Genomic DNA, 14,862 nt, shown 5'->3' on the forward strand with positions numbered 1-14,862 from the left:
AATCTACCCCCGTTCCGGACCCGGCCCGGCGGGCCGCCGACATCCGGAGCCGAGCGGCCCCAGCCCGGACCCTTGCCGAACGTGGTGCAGGGGTGAAGGTGGGGCACTCAGGCGCGGGTGAGGCGCAACTCGATCGACTTCGTCGCGCTGAGGGAGTTGCTGATGAGGCAGACGGACTCGGTCTTGTGAGCGAGCCGCTCGGCCACCTCGTCGTCGGCGTCCTCGGGAACGGTGAGGTGGAAGATCGCCTGCACCTCGGTGAACCGGGCCACCCGATCCACACGGTCGAGGACACCGGTTACCTCGACACGCAGGCCGTTCCACGTGAACTTGTTGTGGGCGGCGACCGAGCGCCACGTCAGGGTCAGGCAGTTCGCGAGCGCGGCCATCAGCAGGGTCTCGGGTGACCAGTAGCCGCCGGGTCCATCGAACTCGGGCGGGGAGTCGGCTTCCCGATCGGGCAGCCCCGGGGAGGAGAACGTGAGGGGGCCGGTGGGCGCACCCACGGTCGAGACCTCATAGTGGTGCGGGTAAGGCTTCATGACGGCACGCTAGTGCGCCGCCGGGCCATCCGGGCCGGTTTCTTGATTCAGGTGAAGGGCCGGCGGGCCAGGGGCCCCGGTCCCGGCCGGAAAAGCCCCCTGACGAGGAGCGATCCTCGTCAGGGGGCATGTCCGCCTCAGCCCTCCATGAGTTCCGGAAGGTCGTAGGGCCAGCCGGTGTAGGACTCCGCCAGGTACTTCTTGGAGTCCTCCGACGACGTCACGGCCTCCAGCTCGCCCAGTTGGCGCTTCAGGAGGAACGGGTTGTCGTCGGTCGGGGTGTGCAGCATCTGGGTCATCCAATAGGAGAAGTTCTGCGACTTCCAGATGCGCTTGGCGGCGCGCTCACCGTAGGTGTCCAAGTCCTCGCGGCTGCCGGTCTTCGCCCACTTGACGAGGGCCGGGGCCAGCAGGGCGACGTCACCGAAGGCGAGGTTGAGACCCTTGGCGCCGGTCGGCGGGACGGTGTGGGCGGCGTCACCGGCCAGGAAGAGGTTCCCGTGCTGCATGGGTTCCTGGACGAACGAGCGGAACTGCAGCACGACCTTGTCGAAGATCGGGCCGCGCTTGAGCTTGTAACCGTCGGGGCCGGCGACGAGCTCATCGAGGTGGTTCCAGATGCGCTCGTCATCCCAGTCGGCCACGTCCTCGTCGGGGGAGCACTGGAAGTACATGCGCTGGACGGTCTCGCTGCGCTGGCTGATGAGCGCGAAGCCCTTCGGGGAGTGGCAGTAGATCAACTCGTCGGAGCTGAACGGCGCCTCGCACAGGATGCCGAACCAGGCGAACGGATAGCGCATCGTGTGCTTGACCCGGCCGGGGATGAGGTCGCGGGTCCGGCTGCGGGAGCCGTCCGACCCGATGACGATCTCGCACTGGATCTGCTTGGCCACCCCGTCGGCGTCGGTGAAGTTGATCTTCGGTGCATCGGTGTCGTGGCCGAGGACCTCGGCGTCGCTGACGCCGAACCGCACGTCCCCACCGTCCCGCTTCCGCGCGGCGGCCAGGTCGACGAAGACCTCGTTCTGGGCGTAGAGCCAGACGGTCTGGCCGACGAGCTTCTTGAAGTCGATCTGGTGGCTCTCGCCGTTGAAGCGCAGGTAGATGCCGGCGTGCTCGTAGCCCTGCTCCAGGATGCGCCCGTCGACACCCGTCTCGGTCAGCATGCGCACGCTGCCCGCCTCGAGGATGCCGGCGCGGTGCGTGGTGGCGATGACGTCGTGCTCGCGGTTGTCGATGACCACGTTGTCGACACCCTCGCGGGCCAGCAGGTGGCTCAGCATCAGGCCGGCGGGGCCGCCGCCCACGATGCCGACGCGGGTGGTGATGATCTCACGTTCCATGGTGGTGTTCCTCCTCGAACAGGGTCCAATGGTGGTGCTGTGGGGGAGCCGTCCGTCGTGCGGACGCCCCGGATCAATGGGAAGCGAAGGAGTGCCGCTCCTTGACGGCCGCTGCTGGTCCGGAGGCGAAGTGCCCCAGGACGGCGGCAGCGGCGTCCGGGTCGGACGCCGAGGCGCCGACCGCACCCGAGAACGTCGTCTCGATGGCGCAGTCGTCCGGCAGGACGCCGAGGATGCGGACCCCTGGTTGTCCGACCAACTCGCTGAGCTGCTGGAAGCCGAGGTCGACCGTCCCCTCGGCCAGCAACTGGGCGACGGGGATGCCTGCCGGGGCCTGGACGAGCTTGTCGCCCACGGCGTCCATCAGGCCCCAGTCCTCGACGTGACGGAGGAGGGCGGTGCCGCTCGGGCCGGTGGAGTAGCCGACCTTCGTGGCCTCGAGCAGGGCCGCTCGGACGCCCCCGGCGTCCGGGTAGGCGACCCCCTCGGGTCGCCCGGCTCGTTCGACGAGCGCGTCCGGCACGCCGACCGCCACCTGTGAGAGCACGAGCGGACGGATGGTCGCGGCGTCCACGTGGCCGTCGGCGGCGAGCTCGTCGAGCGCACCGGCAGCGAGCACCACGAGGTCGAAGGACTCGCCGGCCGCGACGCGCCTGGCGGCCTCGACGCCGCCGACGGCGGTGAACTCGACCCGGGGCAGCCCGTCGGATGCCGCGAGTTCGACCAGGTCCGCCAGCACGTGACGGGTGGCCATGGAGGAGATGCCGGTCAGCGCCATGCCGCCTCCTCGAACGCCTCGGCGTCCACCTCGGCGGACTGGGCGGCGTTGTAGCGCGGCCCGGAGACGGTCGACTGGTTGACCAGGTCGCCGGCCCGCTCGAGGATGCCCTCCTCGATCGTCAGGTCGGCCGCCGCGAGGTTGTCCCGCAGGTGGTCGACGTTGGTCGTGCCCGGGATCGCCGTGACGTGCGGACCCCGGGACAGGAGCCAGGCCAGCGCGAGTTGCGCGGGCGTGCACCCTGCCTCCCGGGCCAGCTCCACCCAGCGGGGCAACAGGGCGGCGTTGGCCGGCCAGTGCTCGGGCTGGAAGCGCGGCATGGCCCGGCGGATGTCCTTCTCCGCCAGCGCGTCCGGGTCGAGTCCGTCGGCGGCCAGGAAGCCGCGCGCGACGGGGGAGAAGGCCACCAGGGCGACCCCCGCCTCACGCGTCGCCTCGAGGATGCCGAGCTCGGCGTTTCGGCTCCAGAGCGAGTACTCGTTCTGGACGGCCGCGATCGGGGCCGCCTCGAGCGCATCGCGCAGCCGCGCGACCGAGACCTCGGAGAGGCCGATGCCACCGATCTTGCCGGCCGCCACCATCTCCGCGAGCGCGGCGACGCTCTCACCGATGGGGACGTCCCGATCCCACCGGTGGAGGTAGTACAGGTCGATGTGCTCGACGCCCAGCCGCCGCAGCGAGGCGTCGACCTGACCCCGCAGGGTCTCGGGTCGGCCGTCGATGACCTTCTTCCCGTCGACGATCGACATGCCGCCCTTGCTGGCCAGCACGACGTCGTCCCGGCGGCCCTTGAGGGCCCTCCCGACGAGTTCCTCGTTGCGACCGCCGCCGTACAGCGTGGCCGTGTCGAGGTGGGTCACGCCGGCGTCCAGCGAGGCCAGGAGGATCTCCAGGCCTTCGCTGGGCGTGGGCGGCACGCCGTAGGCGTGGCTCAGGGACATGCAACCGAGACCGATGCGGGGCAGGTTCATCGCGTGAGCTGCTCCTCGAGCTCGCCGAGGACGCGGTAGCAGTCGAACACCTTGCCGATCGAGCTGTTGGGCTCGCGGCCCTCGGAGATGGCGGCGACGAACTCGCGGTCCTGGAGTTCGATGCCGTTCATGCTGACCGCCACCTGGGACACGTCGATGGGCTCCTCGCGACCGTTCACGAGGTCGTCGTAGCGGGCGATGTAGGTGCCGGTGTCGCCGATGTAGCGGAAGAACGTGCCCAGCGGGCCGTCGTTGTTGAACGACAACGAGAGGGTGCAGATCGCGCCGGTCTCGGACCTCAGCTGGATCGACATGTCCATGGCGATGCCGAGCTCGGGGTGGATCGGACCCTGCACGGCGTTGGCCTGCACGATCCTGCCCGCCTGGTAGGCGAACAGGTCGACCGTGTGCGCGGCGTGGTGCCACAGCAGGTGGTCGGTCCAGGTGCGGGGCTCGCCCTTGGCGTTGATGTTCTTCCGGCGGAAGAAGTACGTCTGGACGTCCATCTGCTGCACGTTGAACTCACCGGCGGTGATCTTGTCGTGCACCCACTGGTGGCTCGGGTTGAACCGGCGGGTGTGGCCCACCATGGTCACCAGCTCGGGCCTGGCCTGCGCCGCGGCCAGCGTGGCACGGGCGTCCGCGAGGGAGTCGGCCAACGGGATCTCGACCTGGACGTGCTTGCCGGCGGCCAGCGCGGCCTGGGTCTGCGAGGCGTGCAGCTGGGTCGGCGTGGCGAGGATGACCGCGTCCACGTCGTCGCGCTCGAGGACGGCCTCGTACCCGACGACGGCGTTCTTCACGCCGTACTTGTCGGCCACGGCCTGCGTCGACCCGGCGTTGCTGCCGCTGACGACCGTCACCTCGGCGTCGGTGATGTTGCTCAGGCCGTCGAGGTGCTTCATGCCGAACGCGCCGGCTGCGCCGACGACGGCGATGCGGACCTTGTCGTTGCTCATGGGTTTCCTTTCGTTCCCTCAGATGCCGGGGTTGGTCAGCACGAGGTGACCGACGGCGGTGTTGGACGCGGGCACGTGGTAGAAGCGGTGGTTCACGGAGATGCCCTCGCCGCCGGTGAACTGATCGTCCATCGCGCCGCGTGCGATCAGCCACATCACCAGCTCGATGCCCTCCGAACCGGCCTCGTCCACGTAGTCGAGGTGCGGCCACTCGGTCAGGCCGACCGGGTCGTTGATCAGCATGTCGAGGAAGGCGTTGTCCCATTCCTTGTTGATCAGGCCGGCGCGCGGACCCTGGAGCTGGTGGCTCATGCCGCCGGTGCCCCAGATCTGGACGTTGAGGGGCTCGCCGTCCCACTTGTCGAGGGCGCGGCGCAGGGCCTTGCCCAGCTCGTAGCAGCGGCGTCCGGACGGGACGGGGTACTGGACCACGTTGACCGCGAGCGGGATGACCTTGGTGGGCCACTTCTCGACGTCACCGAACATCAGCGACAGCGGCACGGTGAGGCCGTGGTCGACCACCATCTCGTTGACCAGGGTCAGGTCGAAGTCGTCCATGATGACCGACTGGGCGATGTGCGCGGCCAGCTCGGGGTAGCCCTCGACGTCCGGAACCGGACGGGGGCCGTAGCCCTCGTCGGCGACGGGGTAGTGGGCACCGGTGCCGAGCACGAAGGTCGGGATCAAGGTGGAGTCGAAGGCGGTGGCGTGGTCGTTGTAGACCAGGATCACGACGTCCGGGGTGTTCTCCGGCTTGTTGATCCACTCCTTCGACTCCACGTAGCCGTCGAAGACCTTCTTCCAGTAGGGCTCATCGGTCTTCTTCAGGTCCATCGCGGCACCGATGGCGGGCACGTGCGAGGTGAAGACCGCGGAGGTGTAGCGCGCCGGGGCATCCTTGCGGGTCGTCTCGGCCTTCTCACCCGGCTCCGGGGGAACCCAGCCGTCCTGGTCCTTGAGGCGGTTGCCCTCGGGGCGACGGCCGCCGTTGATCATCATGTCGCGGTAGGCGGCCTCGGACATGCCGGTCATCGAGCCGGCCATCTGCTGGAAGCTCAGGCCGTGGGTGGCGCCGATCTTGCTCAGGAAGTAGATGTTGCCGCCCTCGGCCATCATGGCGTTGAGGTCCAGGGCCAGCACGGCCTTCTTCTGGGCGTCGGTGAGCGGCCACTCGTTGATGTAGGCCTCGCGGTCGGCGAGGTAGCGCTCCCGGTTCTCCGGCTTCATGAAGGACATGGAGAACTGGTTGAGGTGGTAGCCCTTCCGGGCCTGCTCGGCATCGAAGATGATGGTGCCGGGAACATCCTTGTAAGGCTTGTCGAGTGCCATGGTCATTCTCCTTCGGGCCAGTAGAGGCGGTTCGGGTTGTCGACGAGCAGCTTGTGCTGCAGTTCGGTGGTCGGGGCGATGAGGGGGATGTGGTCAACCAGCAGCCCGTCGTCGGGCATGTGGCTCTTGAGGTTGGGGTGGGGCCAGTCGGTACCCCACAGCACGCGGTCGGGGAACTCCTCGACGACGCGGCGGGAGAAGGGGACGACGTCGGCATAGGCGTGCTGCTCGCCGTCCAGGGCGGGCGCACCCGTCTTGGTGAGTCGCTCCGGGCAGGTCACCTTGCACCAGACGTTCGGGTTCTCGCGCATGAACTTCAGGAAGAGCCCGAACTCGGGGCCGTCCACGTCCTGGGTGACATCGGGGCGGCCCATGTGGTCGACGACCACATCGGTCTTGATGGAGGAGAAGAAGTCGTAGAGGTCGGGGAGGTCCTCGGCCTCGAAGTAGATGACCACGTGCCAGCCCAGCGGAGCGATCTTCTCGACGATCTCGGTCAGGGCGTGGGTCGGGACGGAGTCCACGAGGCGCTTGACGAAGTTGAACCGGACGCCGCGGACTCCGGCCTCGTGCAGTTCGGCGAGCTGCTCGGGGGTCACGTCACGGCGGACGGTCGCCACGCCGCGCGCCCTGCCGTTCGAACGGCGGACCGCGTCGACCATCGCCGAATTGTCGGCGCCGTGGCAGGTGGCCTGCACGATGACGTTGCGCGCGAAACCGAGGTGGTCGCGCAGGGCGAACAGCTGGTCGGCGGACGCGTCGCAGGGGGTGTACTTGCGCTCGGGGGCGAACGGGAACTCCCCGCCCGGGCCGAACACGTGGCAGTGGGCGTCCACGGCGCCGGCGGGCAGCTGGAAGCGCGGCTTGCTGGGGCCGTCGTACCAGTCGAGCCAGCCGGGCGTCTTGGTGAAGTCGCCGGTGACGTCACCGTGGGCCATGGGGATCCTCCTTCAGGATGCGGTCGGCGCTGGCGCGCCAGTCCGGGGTCGGTTCGATGGTGCCGGCCTGGGCCAGGTCGGCGACCCAGCGTTGGCGCTGGGCGGTGGCTCGTGAGGACCAGGGTTCGATCCCCGCGGCGGCGACGGTGTCGGCCGCCTCGTCCATTTCGTCGGCGCGGCGGCGGCCGTGCTGCGTGGCGCGGGCGAAGAAGTAGGACGCCTGCGCGTCCCAGTCGATACCGGGGAACGTCTCGGTGAGCGAGGCGAGCACCTCGTCCTCGACGCCGTGGTGGCGGGCTGCCACGAGGCTCTCGATGAAGAGGGCCTCCATCCCCTTGATGACCACCGACCGGCACAGCTTCGATGCAGAGGTGACGCCGAGGCGCTCGTCGTGCGCGGTGGCGGCGGTGAAGCCGAGGTCGGCCAGCAGCGGGGCCAGGCTCGAGGCGTCCGGGCCCCCGAGGAGGATCGGCACATCGAGGCGGTGCGGGGGGACCGAGGTCATGACCGCCCCCTCCACGTAACGCCCACCCACCGCGTTCACGGCCTCGGCCGCGCGCTGCTTCGCTCGTGGCGAGGCCGAGTTCAGGTCGAGGACGAACGTGCCCTCGTCCAGGCCGGGGGCCACGGCGTCCGCCACGGCGACGGCCTGGTCGGCCGTCACCGCGCTGATCACGAGGTCGGCCAGGGCTGCGACCGCCACGTGGTCGGCCACGAGCCGGACGCCGTGGGCCGCCGCGTGCTCGACGAGGGGAACCCGCTGACCGGTTCCGCGGGATCCCGAGGGGTCGAGCTTGACGTCGTAGGCGACGACGCCGGTGCCGCGAGCGCGCAGGTCCTCGGCGAGGATGCGCCCGACCTCGCCGTAGCCCACGACACCGACGATCGTCATCAGCCCAGGTACTTCAGGCCGGCGGCCGCGAGGGGCTCGCGCATCTTGTACATGTCCAGGCCCAGCTCGCCCGCCGCGAAGCGGTCGCGCTTGTCACCCTCGTTGGCCTCACGCTTGGCGGCGGCCTCGGCCACCTCGGCGGCACGGGCAGCGGGGACGACGACGACGCCATCGACGTCGGCGATGACCACGTCACCGGGCATGACGAGGGCGTTCGCGACCACCACGGGGATGTTGACCGACCCGAGGGTCGCCTTCACGCACCCCTTGGAGTTGATCGCACGGGCGAAGACGGGGAAACCCATCTCCTCGAGCACGTCGACGTCGCGGACACCGCCGTCGATGACCAGGCCCTTGCAGCCGCGAGCCTGCACCGACGTGGCGAGCAGGTCGCCGAAGAAGCCGTCCTCCGACTCGGTGGTGCAGGCCGCGACGAGGACGTCGCCCTCCTGGACCTGCTCGGCGGCGACGTGCATCATCCAGTTGTCGCCGGGCTGGAGGAGCACGGTGACGGCGGTGCCGGCGATCTTGGCGCCCTTCCACACCGGGCGGATGTAGGGACGCATGAGGCCGACCCGACCCATCGCTTCGTGGATGGTCGGCACGCCGAACTCGGCGAGCTTGGCGACCACGTCCGCGTCCGCGCGCTCGATGGTCGGCTGGACGACGCCCAGTTCGTTGTACAGGTGCATTCGTTCTGTCTCCTTGTGTCAGAGGCCGCGGGCGGCCAGGGCGCGGTCGACGCGGGGGTAGACCCTGCGCGCGTTGGTCTCGAAGACGGCCGTCTTCTGCTCGTCGGTGAGGTTCAGGGTCGCGTCGACGTAGCGCTTGGTGTCGTCGAAGTAGTGGCCGGTTCGCGGATCGATGTCGCGGACGGCGCCGATCATCTCCGAGGCGAACAGGATGTTGTCGACCGGGACGACGTCGGTCAGCAGGTCGATGCCGGGCTGGTGGTAGACGCAGGTGTCGAAGTAGACGTTGCCCAGCAGGTGCTCCTCGATCTCCGGCTTCTTCAGCGCCATCGCCAGGCCGCGGAACCGACCCCAGTGGTAGGGGACCGCGCCGCCGCCGTGGGGGATGACCAGCTTCAGGGTCGGGAAGTCCGAGAAGAGGTCGCCCTTGAGCAGCTGCATGAACGCGGTGGTGTCGGCACCGAGGTAGTGGTCGCCGGTGGTGTGGAAGACGCCGGGCTTGCAGGTGGTGGAGACGTGCACCATGGCGGGCACCTCGTACTCCACGAGCTTCTCGTAAATGGGGTACCAGGCCTTGTCGGTCAGGGCGGGGGCGCTCCACGTGCCGCCGGAGGGATCCGGGTTCAGGTTGACGGTGACCGCGCCGAGCTCCTCGACGGCTCGGACCAACTCGGGGACGCTGGTGGCCGGATCGGCGCCGGGGGACTGGGGCAACATCGCGCCCATGAGGAAGCGGTCGGGGAACAACTCGCTGACGCGGGCGACGAGATCGTTGCAGATGCGGGCCCAGGTCTTGCTGACCTCCAGGTCGCCGATGTGGTGGGCCATGAAGGACGCGCGCGGGCTGAAGACCGTGACGTCGCTGCCGCGCTCGTTCATGAGCTTGAGCTGGTTGGCCTCGATGGTCTCGCGGATGTCGTCGTCGCTGATGCTGAGCGCGGCGACGTCGGGCGCCTCACCATCCCCGTTGGCGAAGGCGATCTGCAGGTCACGCCAGGCGCCGAGTTGCTCCGGAGCGGTGGTGTAGTGGCCGTGGATGTCGATGATCATGCGATCCTCCGTCGTAGTGCTGCGTCCCAGCCTCGCGCCTCACGGCGTCGGATGGGTGGGTTTGTCAGGAATGGTGAACGGCCGCGGCGTTACGGATGGGGCCAGGTTGTTCGGCCGCGGTGCCGGGCGACCTGACACCAAAGAATCTAGGCGCGGACGAGCCTTCGGGTCCAATAGATGTTGCGATGGTCATACATAGATAACCTCTATGTATGAGTGTGGTCGACCTGAACCAGTTGCGGACCCTCGTCACGTTGTACGAGCTGCGCAGCGTCACCGCGGCGGCTGAGAACCTGCACGTCACCCAGCCGACGGTCAGCTACACGCTCGGACGCCTGCGTCGCCGGTTCGGTGATGACCTCTTCCGTCGCGAGGGGAGCGGGTTGGTGCCGACACCGCGGGCGACCCGCCTGTTCGGCCCGATCCACGAGGCACTGGCCCAGATCGATGCCGCCATCGCCGACCCTGACGACTTCTCCCCGTCCACCTGGACCGACGAGGTGGGACTGGCGCTGACCTCGATCGGGGAGCAGACCTTCCTGCCGCCCGTGATGGCGGCGTTGGGCGAGCACGCACCCCACCTGCACCTGCGCGTCGAGCGACTGGACGCCGACGTGGTGGAGGAGAGGTTGCTGCGGGGGTCCATCGACCTTGCGATCTCCGTGATGTTGCTGGGCAGCCGGCACGTGTGGCGCACCCCGGTGCGCGGCGTGGAGTACGTGGCCCTCAGTTCCGGGCAGCACCCGCTGCCGGACGGCGACCCCGACATGTTCGCCGGCCGCCGGTTCGTGCGGGTGTCGGCCCGCGGTGGGCACGTCTTCCCCAACCAGGTCCTGGTCGAGCACGGGCTGACCGAGCAGGTCGCCCTGACCATCGAGGAGTTCGCCAGCGTGCCGGCCGTGCTGGCCGCCACCGACCTCGTGGCGCTGTTGCCGAAGCACGTCGCGGAGGTGTTCATCGGTTGGTTCCCGAACCTGCGCACCTTCCGCCTGCCGTGGCCCGCGAAGAGCACCCCCGTTGCTGTCTACAGCCGTCCCGCGGGCAACCTGACCCCCGCGCAGCGCTGGTTCCGTGACCTGGTGGTCACGGCGGTGACCGAACCCACCTGGTGACCTCGTCGGTGTGGGGACGCCGGCACCTCGGGGCGTCCGCATCCCGGCGGCGGATAATGGTGACCTGCCCGAAGGAGGCGCCATGGACGTCCCACAGCCGACGCTGCACCGCACGATCGAGGTCGCGAGCCGCGATTTCGTCGAGGGCGGCGTCATCCCCGACCCGTTCACCTGTCACGGCCCGGGAGCATCACCTGCGTTCACCTGGTCGGGAGTGCCGGCCGACGCGACCACGGTTGCGGTGGTCGTCAGTGACCCGGACGCCCCGAGCGGCACGTTCCTGCACTGGCTGGTGACCGGGCTGCCCGCTGCGGACGGTGGCTTCCCCGCTGGTGCGACGGTTGCGGGAGCGCGGGAGTGGGCCAACAGCGGTCGGACGACGGGGTGGTACCCGCCATGCCCGCCGAGCGGGACGCACCGGTACGTCTTCGCCGTGTTCGCCCTGGACGCGCACGTCGAGGCGGGTTCGAGCCAGGAGGCGCTGCAGGCGATCGACGCCCACGTGGTGGCGTGGGGGACCCTGACCGGACTCGTCCGGGCTCGCTGATCAGCGACGCTCCCCAGGTCAACGCTTCTTGCGGTTCCAGCTGGCCTTGGCCGGCGCGAAGGGGCTGCGGGCGTGGATCGCCCACGTCGAGTGCGGGTGGATCGACAGCGTGTCGCGTTCCAGGCGCGCGCGTTCCTCCTCCGAGAGGGCGGGCAGGACGGCGTCGCGGTCGACCTCGTCCTGCGGGCGCGGGCGCAAGGTCTTCCACAGCAGCTGGATGCCGGGAGCGCCGGTCGGGACCCCTCCCACGTCCAGCACCGCTTCGTCCCAGGGGATGCCCAGTCGTGGGTCTCGGCGGTAGAGCCAGCGGTCGGCCGTGCCGTCCTCGACATGGACTTGCAGGACCCAGACGTCCCGGTCGGCGTCGTGGATGCCGATGGTCTGCAGATCCGCGTCGGCGGGGACGTCCGCGAAGGCGATCAGGCCGTCCTCCAGCACCGCCCACGCGTGGAGGTTCGCCGGCAGGGCTCCCATGATCGTGGCCAGGTCGCCAGGGAGGGTGCTGATGTCGATGTTGGACTGCTCGCGGATCGGCTCACCCAGCCAGTGCTCCAGCGCGACACCGCCCGACAGCCACCAGCGTGCGGCCACGTCGCCGAAGAGCGCGGTCAGGTCGTCGACCGACAGGGGTGCCCATGGTGCACCGGTGCTGGGAGGTTGAACAGCCGTCATGTCTCCATCCTGCCAGCGTGGCGCGCCGCCGAGGCGCCCACCCCTCGATGTCGGCGATGGGTGTCTTCGCGGTTCTGCACCACAGAAAGTGTCGATTCCGGGGGTGATCCTCTGGGAGGCTTGCCCACGAAGGTCAGCCGCGTGCGCAAGGAAGCGCAGCCGTGCGGACCGCGAGAAGGAGCGACATGCCCAACACGCATCCGACACCTGTCCGGCTCGAGGCCAGGGATGCCCCTGGTCAGCCTCCGGTCACCCCGGAGTTGGTGGAGCTCTACCAGGGGTTCGAGCAGGAGATGCTGGTCTGTCGCCTGCCATGAGCATGGGACCGGGGTAGCGGGTTTTCTGCCAGGTTCATGGGACCACTTGGATTGCCAGTCATGGGACCACCCGGCGTGTCTTGCCGGTGGGTCCTGGGTCGGCTCGTTGGATCGCCGTGTCGGTGTCGCCGTCATGGAGGTCTACGGGCGTGGGATTCAGGGAGGTCAGTGTGGTTGAGGTCAGGGAAGTACTCCGCGGCTGGCTCGAGGGCGCCGGGCTGCGGACAGTCGCCGAGCGGGCGGGGGTGGACCGCAAGACGGCCCGCCGCTATGTGGCCGCCGCGCAGGAGGCCGGTCTGCAGCGGGACGCGGGGTTCACGGCGGTCGATGACGACCTGGTCGCTCAGGTGGTGTCGGCGGTGCGTCCGGCCCGCCCGAACGGGCACGGGACGGCGTGGGAGGCCCTGGAAGCCCGCCAGGAGCAGATCGCGGTGTGGTTGGCCGGTGACGGCAAGGACGCCAAGCCGTTGTCGGTGGTGAAGGTCCACGAACTGTTGGCGCGGCAGGGGTGTGTGGTGCCGTATCGGACGTTGCACCGGTTCGCCGCCGAACGGTGCGGGTTCCGCGTGAAGGACACCACCGTGCGGGTCGCCGACGGCGAGCCCGGCGTCGAGCTGCAGGTCGACTTCGGACACCTGGGCTACCTGACCGGCGAAGACGGTCGCCGGCGGAAGGTCCACGCCCTGATCTTCACCGCCTGCTACTCGCGGCACCTGTTCGTCTGGTTGACGTACTCGCAGACGTTGGTGGCGGTCATCGCCGGCTGTGAAGCGGCGTGGGCGTTCTTCCAGGGTGTGTTCAAGGTGCTGATCCCCGACAACATGAAGGCCATCGTCACCGACCCCGATCCGGTGAACCCGCGCCTGTCCCAAGGCTGGCTCGATTACGCCCAACACGCCGGGTTCGGCACCGACCCGGCCCGCGTCAGATCACCGAAGGACAAACCGAAGGTCGAGCGGGCGGTGCAGTACGTCCGCGGCAACTTCTGGGCCGGTGAGGTGTTCACCAGCCTGGAGGAAGCCCAACAACGCGCCACGGTGTGGTGCGCCGAGCGGGCCGGGATGCGGATCCACGGCACCCTGCAGGCCCGCCCGGCGGAGGTGTTCGACGAGCACGAGGCCGGGGTGCTGTTGCCCGTCCCGCCGGCGTATGACGTGCCCGTGTTCAAGACCGTGAAGGTGCACCGCGACTTCCACGTCGAGGTCGCCCGCGCCCTCTACTCGGTGCCCGGCGCCTACCTCGGCCACCAGCTGGACGTGCGCGCCGACCGGGAACTGGTCAAGCTGTACCACCGGGGCCGGCTGGTCAAGACCCACCCCCGCCAAGCGCCGGGGGGCCGATCCACCGACCGCGACGACCTGCCCGCAGAGAGGTCCGGCTACGCGTTACGGGACCTGACCCGCCTGATCAGCACGTGCGCGGTCCACGGGTCGAGTATCGGGATCTACGCCGAGCGGCTCCTGGACGACCCGCTGCCGTGGACGCGGATGCGCGCGGTGTACCGGCTCCTTGGGCTGGTCCGCCGCTACGGCAACGGGCCGGTCGAAGCCGCCTGCTCCCGCGCCCTGGACCTCGACGTGGTGTCGGTCACCAAGATCGCCTCCATGCTGGAGCGGGCCACCGAGGACACCCTGCCGCTGCTACCGACTGGCACCATCCCCGGCGGCCGGTTCGCCCGCCAACCCGCCGAGTTCGCCACCCGGCCGACGGCCTTCGCCAGTGACCGGACCAGCCCCGCTGCCATCCAGGGGACCACCCCTGCCAGTCACCGGACCCCCACCGCCGGCGGTCCGGTCGCCACGTTGACCCTGGTCCGCGACGACGGACCCGACACCCTCTTCGAGGAGGAGCACCGATGACCACCATGACCAGACCCCCGGCGCCGGTCGACCCGGTCGGCGTCGACCTGACCCGCACCCTGCGCGCCCTGAAGCTGGGCGGCATGGCCGACACCCTGCCCGAACGGCTCCACCTGGCCCGCCAGCAACAGCTGGGCCACGCCGCGTTCCTCGAACTCGTCCTGTCCGACGAGGTCACCCGCCGCGAGGGCCGCTCCGCGACCCTCCGCGCCGCCAAGGCCGGCCTGGACCCCACGATGCGGCTGGACACCTTCGACGACCAACCCGACCTCACCTACGACCGGCACCTGTGGTCCGACCTGACCACCCTGCGGTTCGCCGAAGCCGGCACCGGCGTCCTCATCCTCGGCCCCGTCGGCGTCGGCAAAACCCACCTCGCCACCGCGCTCGGGCACATCGCCATCCGTCGCCGCCTGACCGTCGGCTTCCACCGCGCCGACAAACTGTTCACCCGGTTGCGGGCGGCCCGGCTCGACAACACCCTCGAGGCCGAGCTCCGACGCCTGACCAGCATCGACCTGCTCATCGTGGACGACTTCGCGCTGCGGGCCCTCGACGCCACCCAAACCAACGACTTCTACGAGATCGTCGTCGAACGTCACCGCCGCGCCGCCACGATCTGGGTGTCGAACCGAGAACCCGCCGAATGGCTCGGCCTGACCACCGACGCCCTCCTCGCCCAATCCGCCATCGATCGACTCACCTCAGGCGCGCACACCCTCGTCGTCGAAGGCCCCTCCTACCGCCAACGCGGGCGCGTCACCGTTGACCCCAGAAACGAGGTCCGCCATGCTCGATAACACTTCCAAGTGGTCCCATGCTCGTGGCAACACGGTGGTCCCATCACGCTGGCAAGCGACA

The 14,862-nt window shown here is 69.5% G+C and carries 16 protein-coding genes; 5 read left to right on the top strand and 11 right to left on the bottom strand.

The genetic code is table 11. The features are described from left to right. Positions 1 to 107 precede the first annotated feature (107 nt). The 10 genes from AC5YDA_RS13410 to AC5YDA_RS13455 form a co-directional block, all read right to left on the bottom strand. Positions 108 to 542 (bottom strand): OsmC family protein, encoded by a 435-nt coding sequence (locus AC5YDA_RS13410; protein ID WP_496190089.1) that lies wholly within the window; start codon positions 540 to 542, stop codon positions 108 to 110. A gap of 137 nt (positions 543 to 679) precedes the next feature. Continuing rightward, entirely contained in the window at positions 680 to 1,885 is a 1,206-nt protein-coding gene (locus AC5YDA_RS13415) for a 4-hydroxybenzoate 3-monooxygenase (protein ID WP_496190090.1), read from the bottom strand. Between the two features lie 73 nt (positions 1,886 to 1,958). Next, the gene (locus tag AC5YDA_RS13420; protein ID WP_496190091.1) at positions 1,959 to 2,663 is read right to left on the bottom strand and encodes a substrate-binding domain-containing protein; all 705 of its coding nucleotides are present in this window, start codon (positions 2,661 to 2,663) and stop codon (positions 1,959 to 1,961) included. Next, entirely contained in the window at positions 2,654 to 3,634 is a 981-nt protein-coding gene (locus tag AC5YDA_RS13425) for an aldo/keto reductase (RefSeq protein WP_496190092.1), read from the bottom strand. The genes AC5YDA_RS13420 and AC5YDA_RS13425 overlap by 10 nt, the downstream gene beginning before the upstream one ends. After that, positions 3,631 to 4,593, bottom strand: coding sequence for a Gfo/Idh/MocA family oxidoreductase (locus AC5YDA_RS13430; RefSeq protein ID WP_496190093.1), 963 nt, complete (start codon positions 4,591 to 4,593; stop codon positions 3,631 to 3,633). The genes AC5YDA_RS13425 and AC5YDA_RS13430 overlap by 4 nt, the downstream gene beginning before the upstream one ends. 18 nt (positions 4,594 to 4,611) lie before the next feature. Continuing rightward, entirely contained in the window at positions 4,612 to 5,922 is a 1,311-nt protein-coding gene (locus tag AC5YDA_RS13435; RefSeq protein WP_496190094.1) for a protocatechuate 4,5-dioxygenase subunit alpha/beta, read from the bottom strand. A gap of 2 nt (positions 5,923 to 5,924) precedes the next feature. After that, entirely contained in the window at positions 5,925 to 6,860 is a 936-nt protein-coding gene (locus AC5YDA_RS13440; RefSeq protein WP_496193111.1) for an amidohydrolase family protein, read from the bottom strand. Continuing rightward, positions 6,847 to 7,752: a DUF1932 domain-containing protein gene (locus AC5YDA_RS13445; RefSeq protein ID WP_496193112.1), complete on the bottom strand. Its 906-nt coding sequence runs from the start codon at positions 7,750 to 7,752 to the stop codon at positions 6,847 to 6,849. Before AC5YDA_RS13445 ends, AC5YDA_RS13440 begins: the two co-directional genes overlap by 14 nt. Continuing rightward, on the bottom strand, positions 7,752 to 8,444 hold the full coding sequence (ligK, locus tag AC5YDA_RS13450) for a 4-carboxy-4-hydroxy-2-oxoadipate aldolase/oxaloacetate decarboxylase (protein ID WP_496190097.1): 693 nt from the start codon (positions 8,442 to 8,444) through the stop codon (positions 7,752 to 7,754). Before ligK ends, AC5YDA_RS13445 begins: the two co-directional genes overlap by 1 nt. Before the next feature lie 18 nt (positions 8,445 to 8,462). Beyond that, entirely contained in the window at positions 8,463 to 9,494 is a 1,032-nt protein-coding gene (locus tag AC5YDA_RS13455) for an amidohydrolase family protein (RefSeq protein WP_496193113.1), read from the bottom strand. 212 nt (positions 9,495 to 9,706) lie between these two features. Here AC5YDA_RS13455 and AC5YDA_RS13460 point away from each other — a divergent pair, with 212 nt between their 5' ends. Together AC5YDA_RS13460 and AC5YDA_RS13465 are read left to right on the top strand one after the other, a co-directional pair. Then, positions 9,707 to 10,606 (top strand): LysR family transcriptional regulator, encoded by a 900-nt coding sequence (locus AC5YDA_RS13460; RefSeq protein ID WP_496193114.1) that lies wholly within the window; start codon positions 9,707 to 9,709, stop codon positions 10,604 to 10,606. 82 nt (positions 10,607 to 10,688) lie between these two features. Next, positions 10,689 to 11,153 (top strand): YbhB/YbcL family Raf kinase inhibitor-like protein, encoded by a 465-nt coding sequence (locus AC5YDA_RS13465; RefSeq protein ID WP_496193115.1) that lies wholly within the window; start codon positions 10,689 to 10,691, stop codon positions 11,151 to 11,153. Positions 11,154 to 11,171: 18 nt separating this feature from the next. Here AC5YDA_RS13465 and AC5YDA_RS13470 read toward each other — a convergent pair whose 3' ends face one another. After that, on the bottom strand, positions 11,172 to 11,825 hold the full coding sequence (locus AC5YDA_RS13470; protein ID WP_496193116.1) for a hypothetical protein: 654 nt from the start codon (positions 11,823 to 11,825) through the stop codon (positions 11,172 to 11,174). Positions 11,826 to 12,010: 185 nt separating this feature from the next. On the opposite strand from AC5YDA_RS13470, the gene AC5YDA_RS13475 reads away from it, so the two are divergent. The 3 genes from AC5YDA_RS13475 (at position 12,011) to istB (ending at position 14,801) form a co-directional block, all read left to right on the top strand. Then, entirely contained in the window at positions 12,011 to 12,142 is a 132-nt protein-coding gene (locus AC5YDA_RS13475; protein WP_496193117.1) for a hypothetical protein, read from the top strand. A gap of 149 nt (positions 12,143 to 12,291) precedes the next feature. After that, positions 12,292 to 14,001: an IS21 family transposase gene (gene istA / locus AC5YDA_RS13480; protein ID WP_496192733.1), complete on the top strand. Its 1,710-nt coding sequence runs from the start codon at positions 12,292 to 12,294 to the stop codon at positions 13,999 to 14,001. Next, positions 13,998 to 14,801 carry an IS21-like element helper ATPase IstB gene (gene istB, locus AC5YDA_RS13485; RefSeq protein ID WP_496189084.1) on the top strand — a complete coding sequence of 268 codons (804 nt, stop codon included), beginning with the start codon at positions 13,998 to 14,000 and terminating at the stop codon, positions 14,799 to 14,801. Before istA ends, istB begins: the two co-directional genes overlap by 4 nt. The last annotated feature ends 61 nt before the right edge of the window (positions 14,802 to 14,862 follow it).

This window comes from Propioniciclava sp. LT294 (genome assembly GCF_059516005.1).

Excerpts from the sequence above, each read along its gene's own strand:
- AC5YDA_RS13410 (WP_496190089.1), bottom strand. The coding sequence starts at position 542 with ATGAAGCCTTACCCGCACCACTATGAGGTCTCGACCGTGGGTGCGCCC.
- AC5YDA_RS13415 (WP_496190090.1), bottom strand. The coding sequence starts at position 1,885 with ATGGAACGTGAGATCATCACCACCCGCGTCGGCATCGTGGGCGGCGGC.
- AC5YDA_RS13420 (WP_496190091.1), bottom strand. The coding sequence starts at position 2,663 with ATGGCGCTGACCGGCATCTCCTCCATGGCCACCCGTCACGTGCTGGCG.
- AC5YDA_RS13425 (WP_496190092.1), bottom strand. The coding sequence starts at position 3,634 with ATGAACCTGCCCCGCATCGGTCTCGGTTGCATGTCCCTGAGCCACGCC.
- AC5YDA_RS13430 (WP_496190093.1), bottom strand. The coding sequence starts at position 4,593 with ATGAGCAACGACAAGGTCCGCATCGCCGTCGTCGGCGCAGCCGGCGCG.
- AC5YDA_RS13435 (WP_496190094.1), bottom strand. The coding sequence starts at position 5,922 with ATGGCACTCGACAAGCCTTACAAGGATGTTCCCGGCACCATCATCTTC.
- AC5YDA_RS13440 (WP_496193111.1), bottom strand. The coding sequence starts at position 6,860 with ATGGCCCACGGTGACGTCACCGGCGACTTCACCAAGACGCCCGGCTGG.
- AC5YDA_RS13445 (WP_496193112.1), bottom strand. The coding sequence starts at position 7,752 with ATGACGATCGTCGGTGTCGTGGGCTACGGCGAGGTCGGGCGCATCCTC.
- ligK (WP_496190097.1), bottom strand. The coding sequence starts at position 8,444 with ATGCACCTGTACAACGAACTGGGCGTCGTCCAGCCGACCATCGAGCGC.
- AC5YDA_RS13455 (WP_496193113.1), bottom strand. The coding sequence starts at position 9,494 with ATGATCATCGACATCCACGGCCACTACACCACCGCTCCGGAGCAACTC.
- AC5YDA_RS13460 (WP_496193114.1), top strand. The coding sequence starts at position 9,707 with ATGAGTGTGGTCGACCTGAACCAGTTGCGGACCCTCGTCACGTTGTAC.
- AC5YDA_RS13465 (WP_496193115.1), top strand. The coding sequence starts at position 10,689 with ATGGACGTCCCACAGCCGACGCTGCACCGCACGATCGAGGTCGCGAGC.
- AC5YDA_RS13470 (WP_496193116.1), bottom strand. The coding sequence starts at position 11,825 with ATGACGGCTGTTCAACCTCCCAGCACCGGTGCACCATGGGCACCCCTG.
- AC5YDA_RS13475 (WP_496193117.1), top strand. The coding sequence starts at position 12,011 with ATGCCCAACACGCATCCGACACCTGTCCGGCTCGAGGCCAGGGATGCC.
- istB (WP_496189084.1), top strand. The coding sequence starts at position 13,998 with ATGACCACCATGACCAGACCCCCGGCGCCGGTCGACCCGGTCGGCGTC.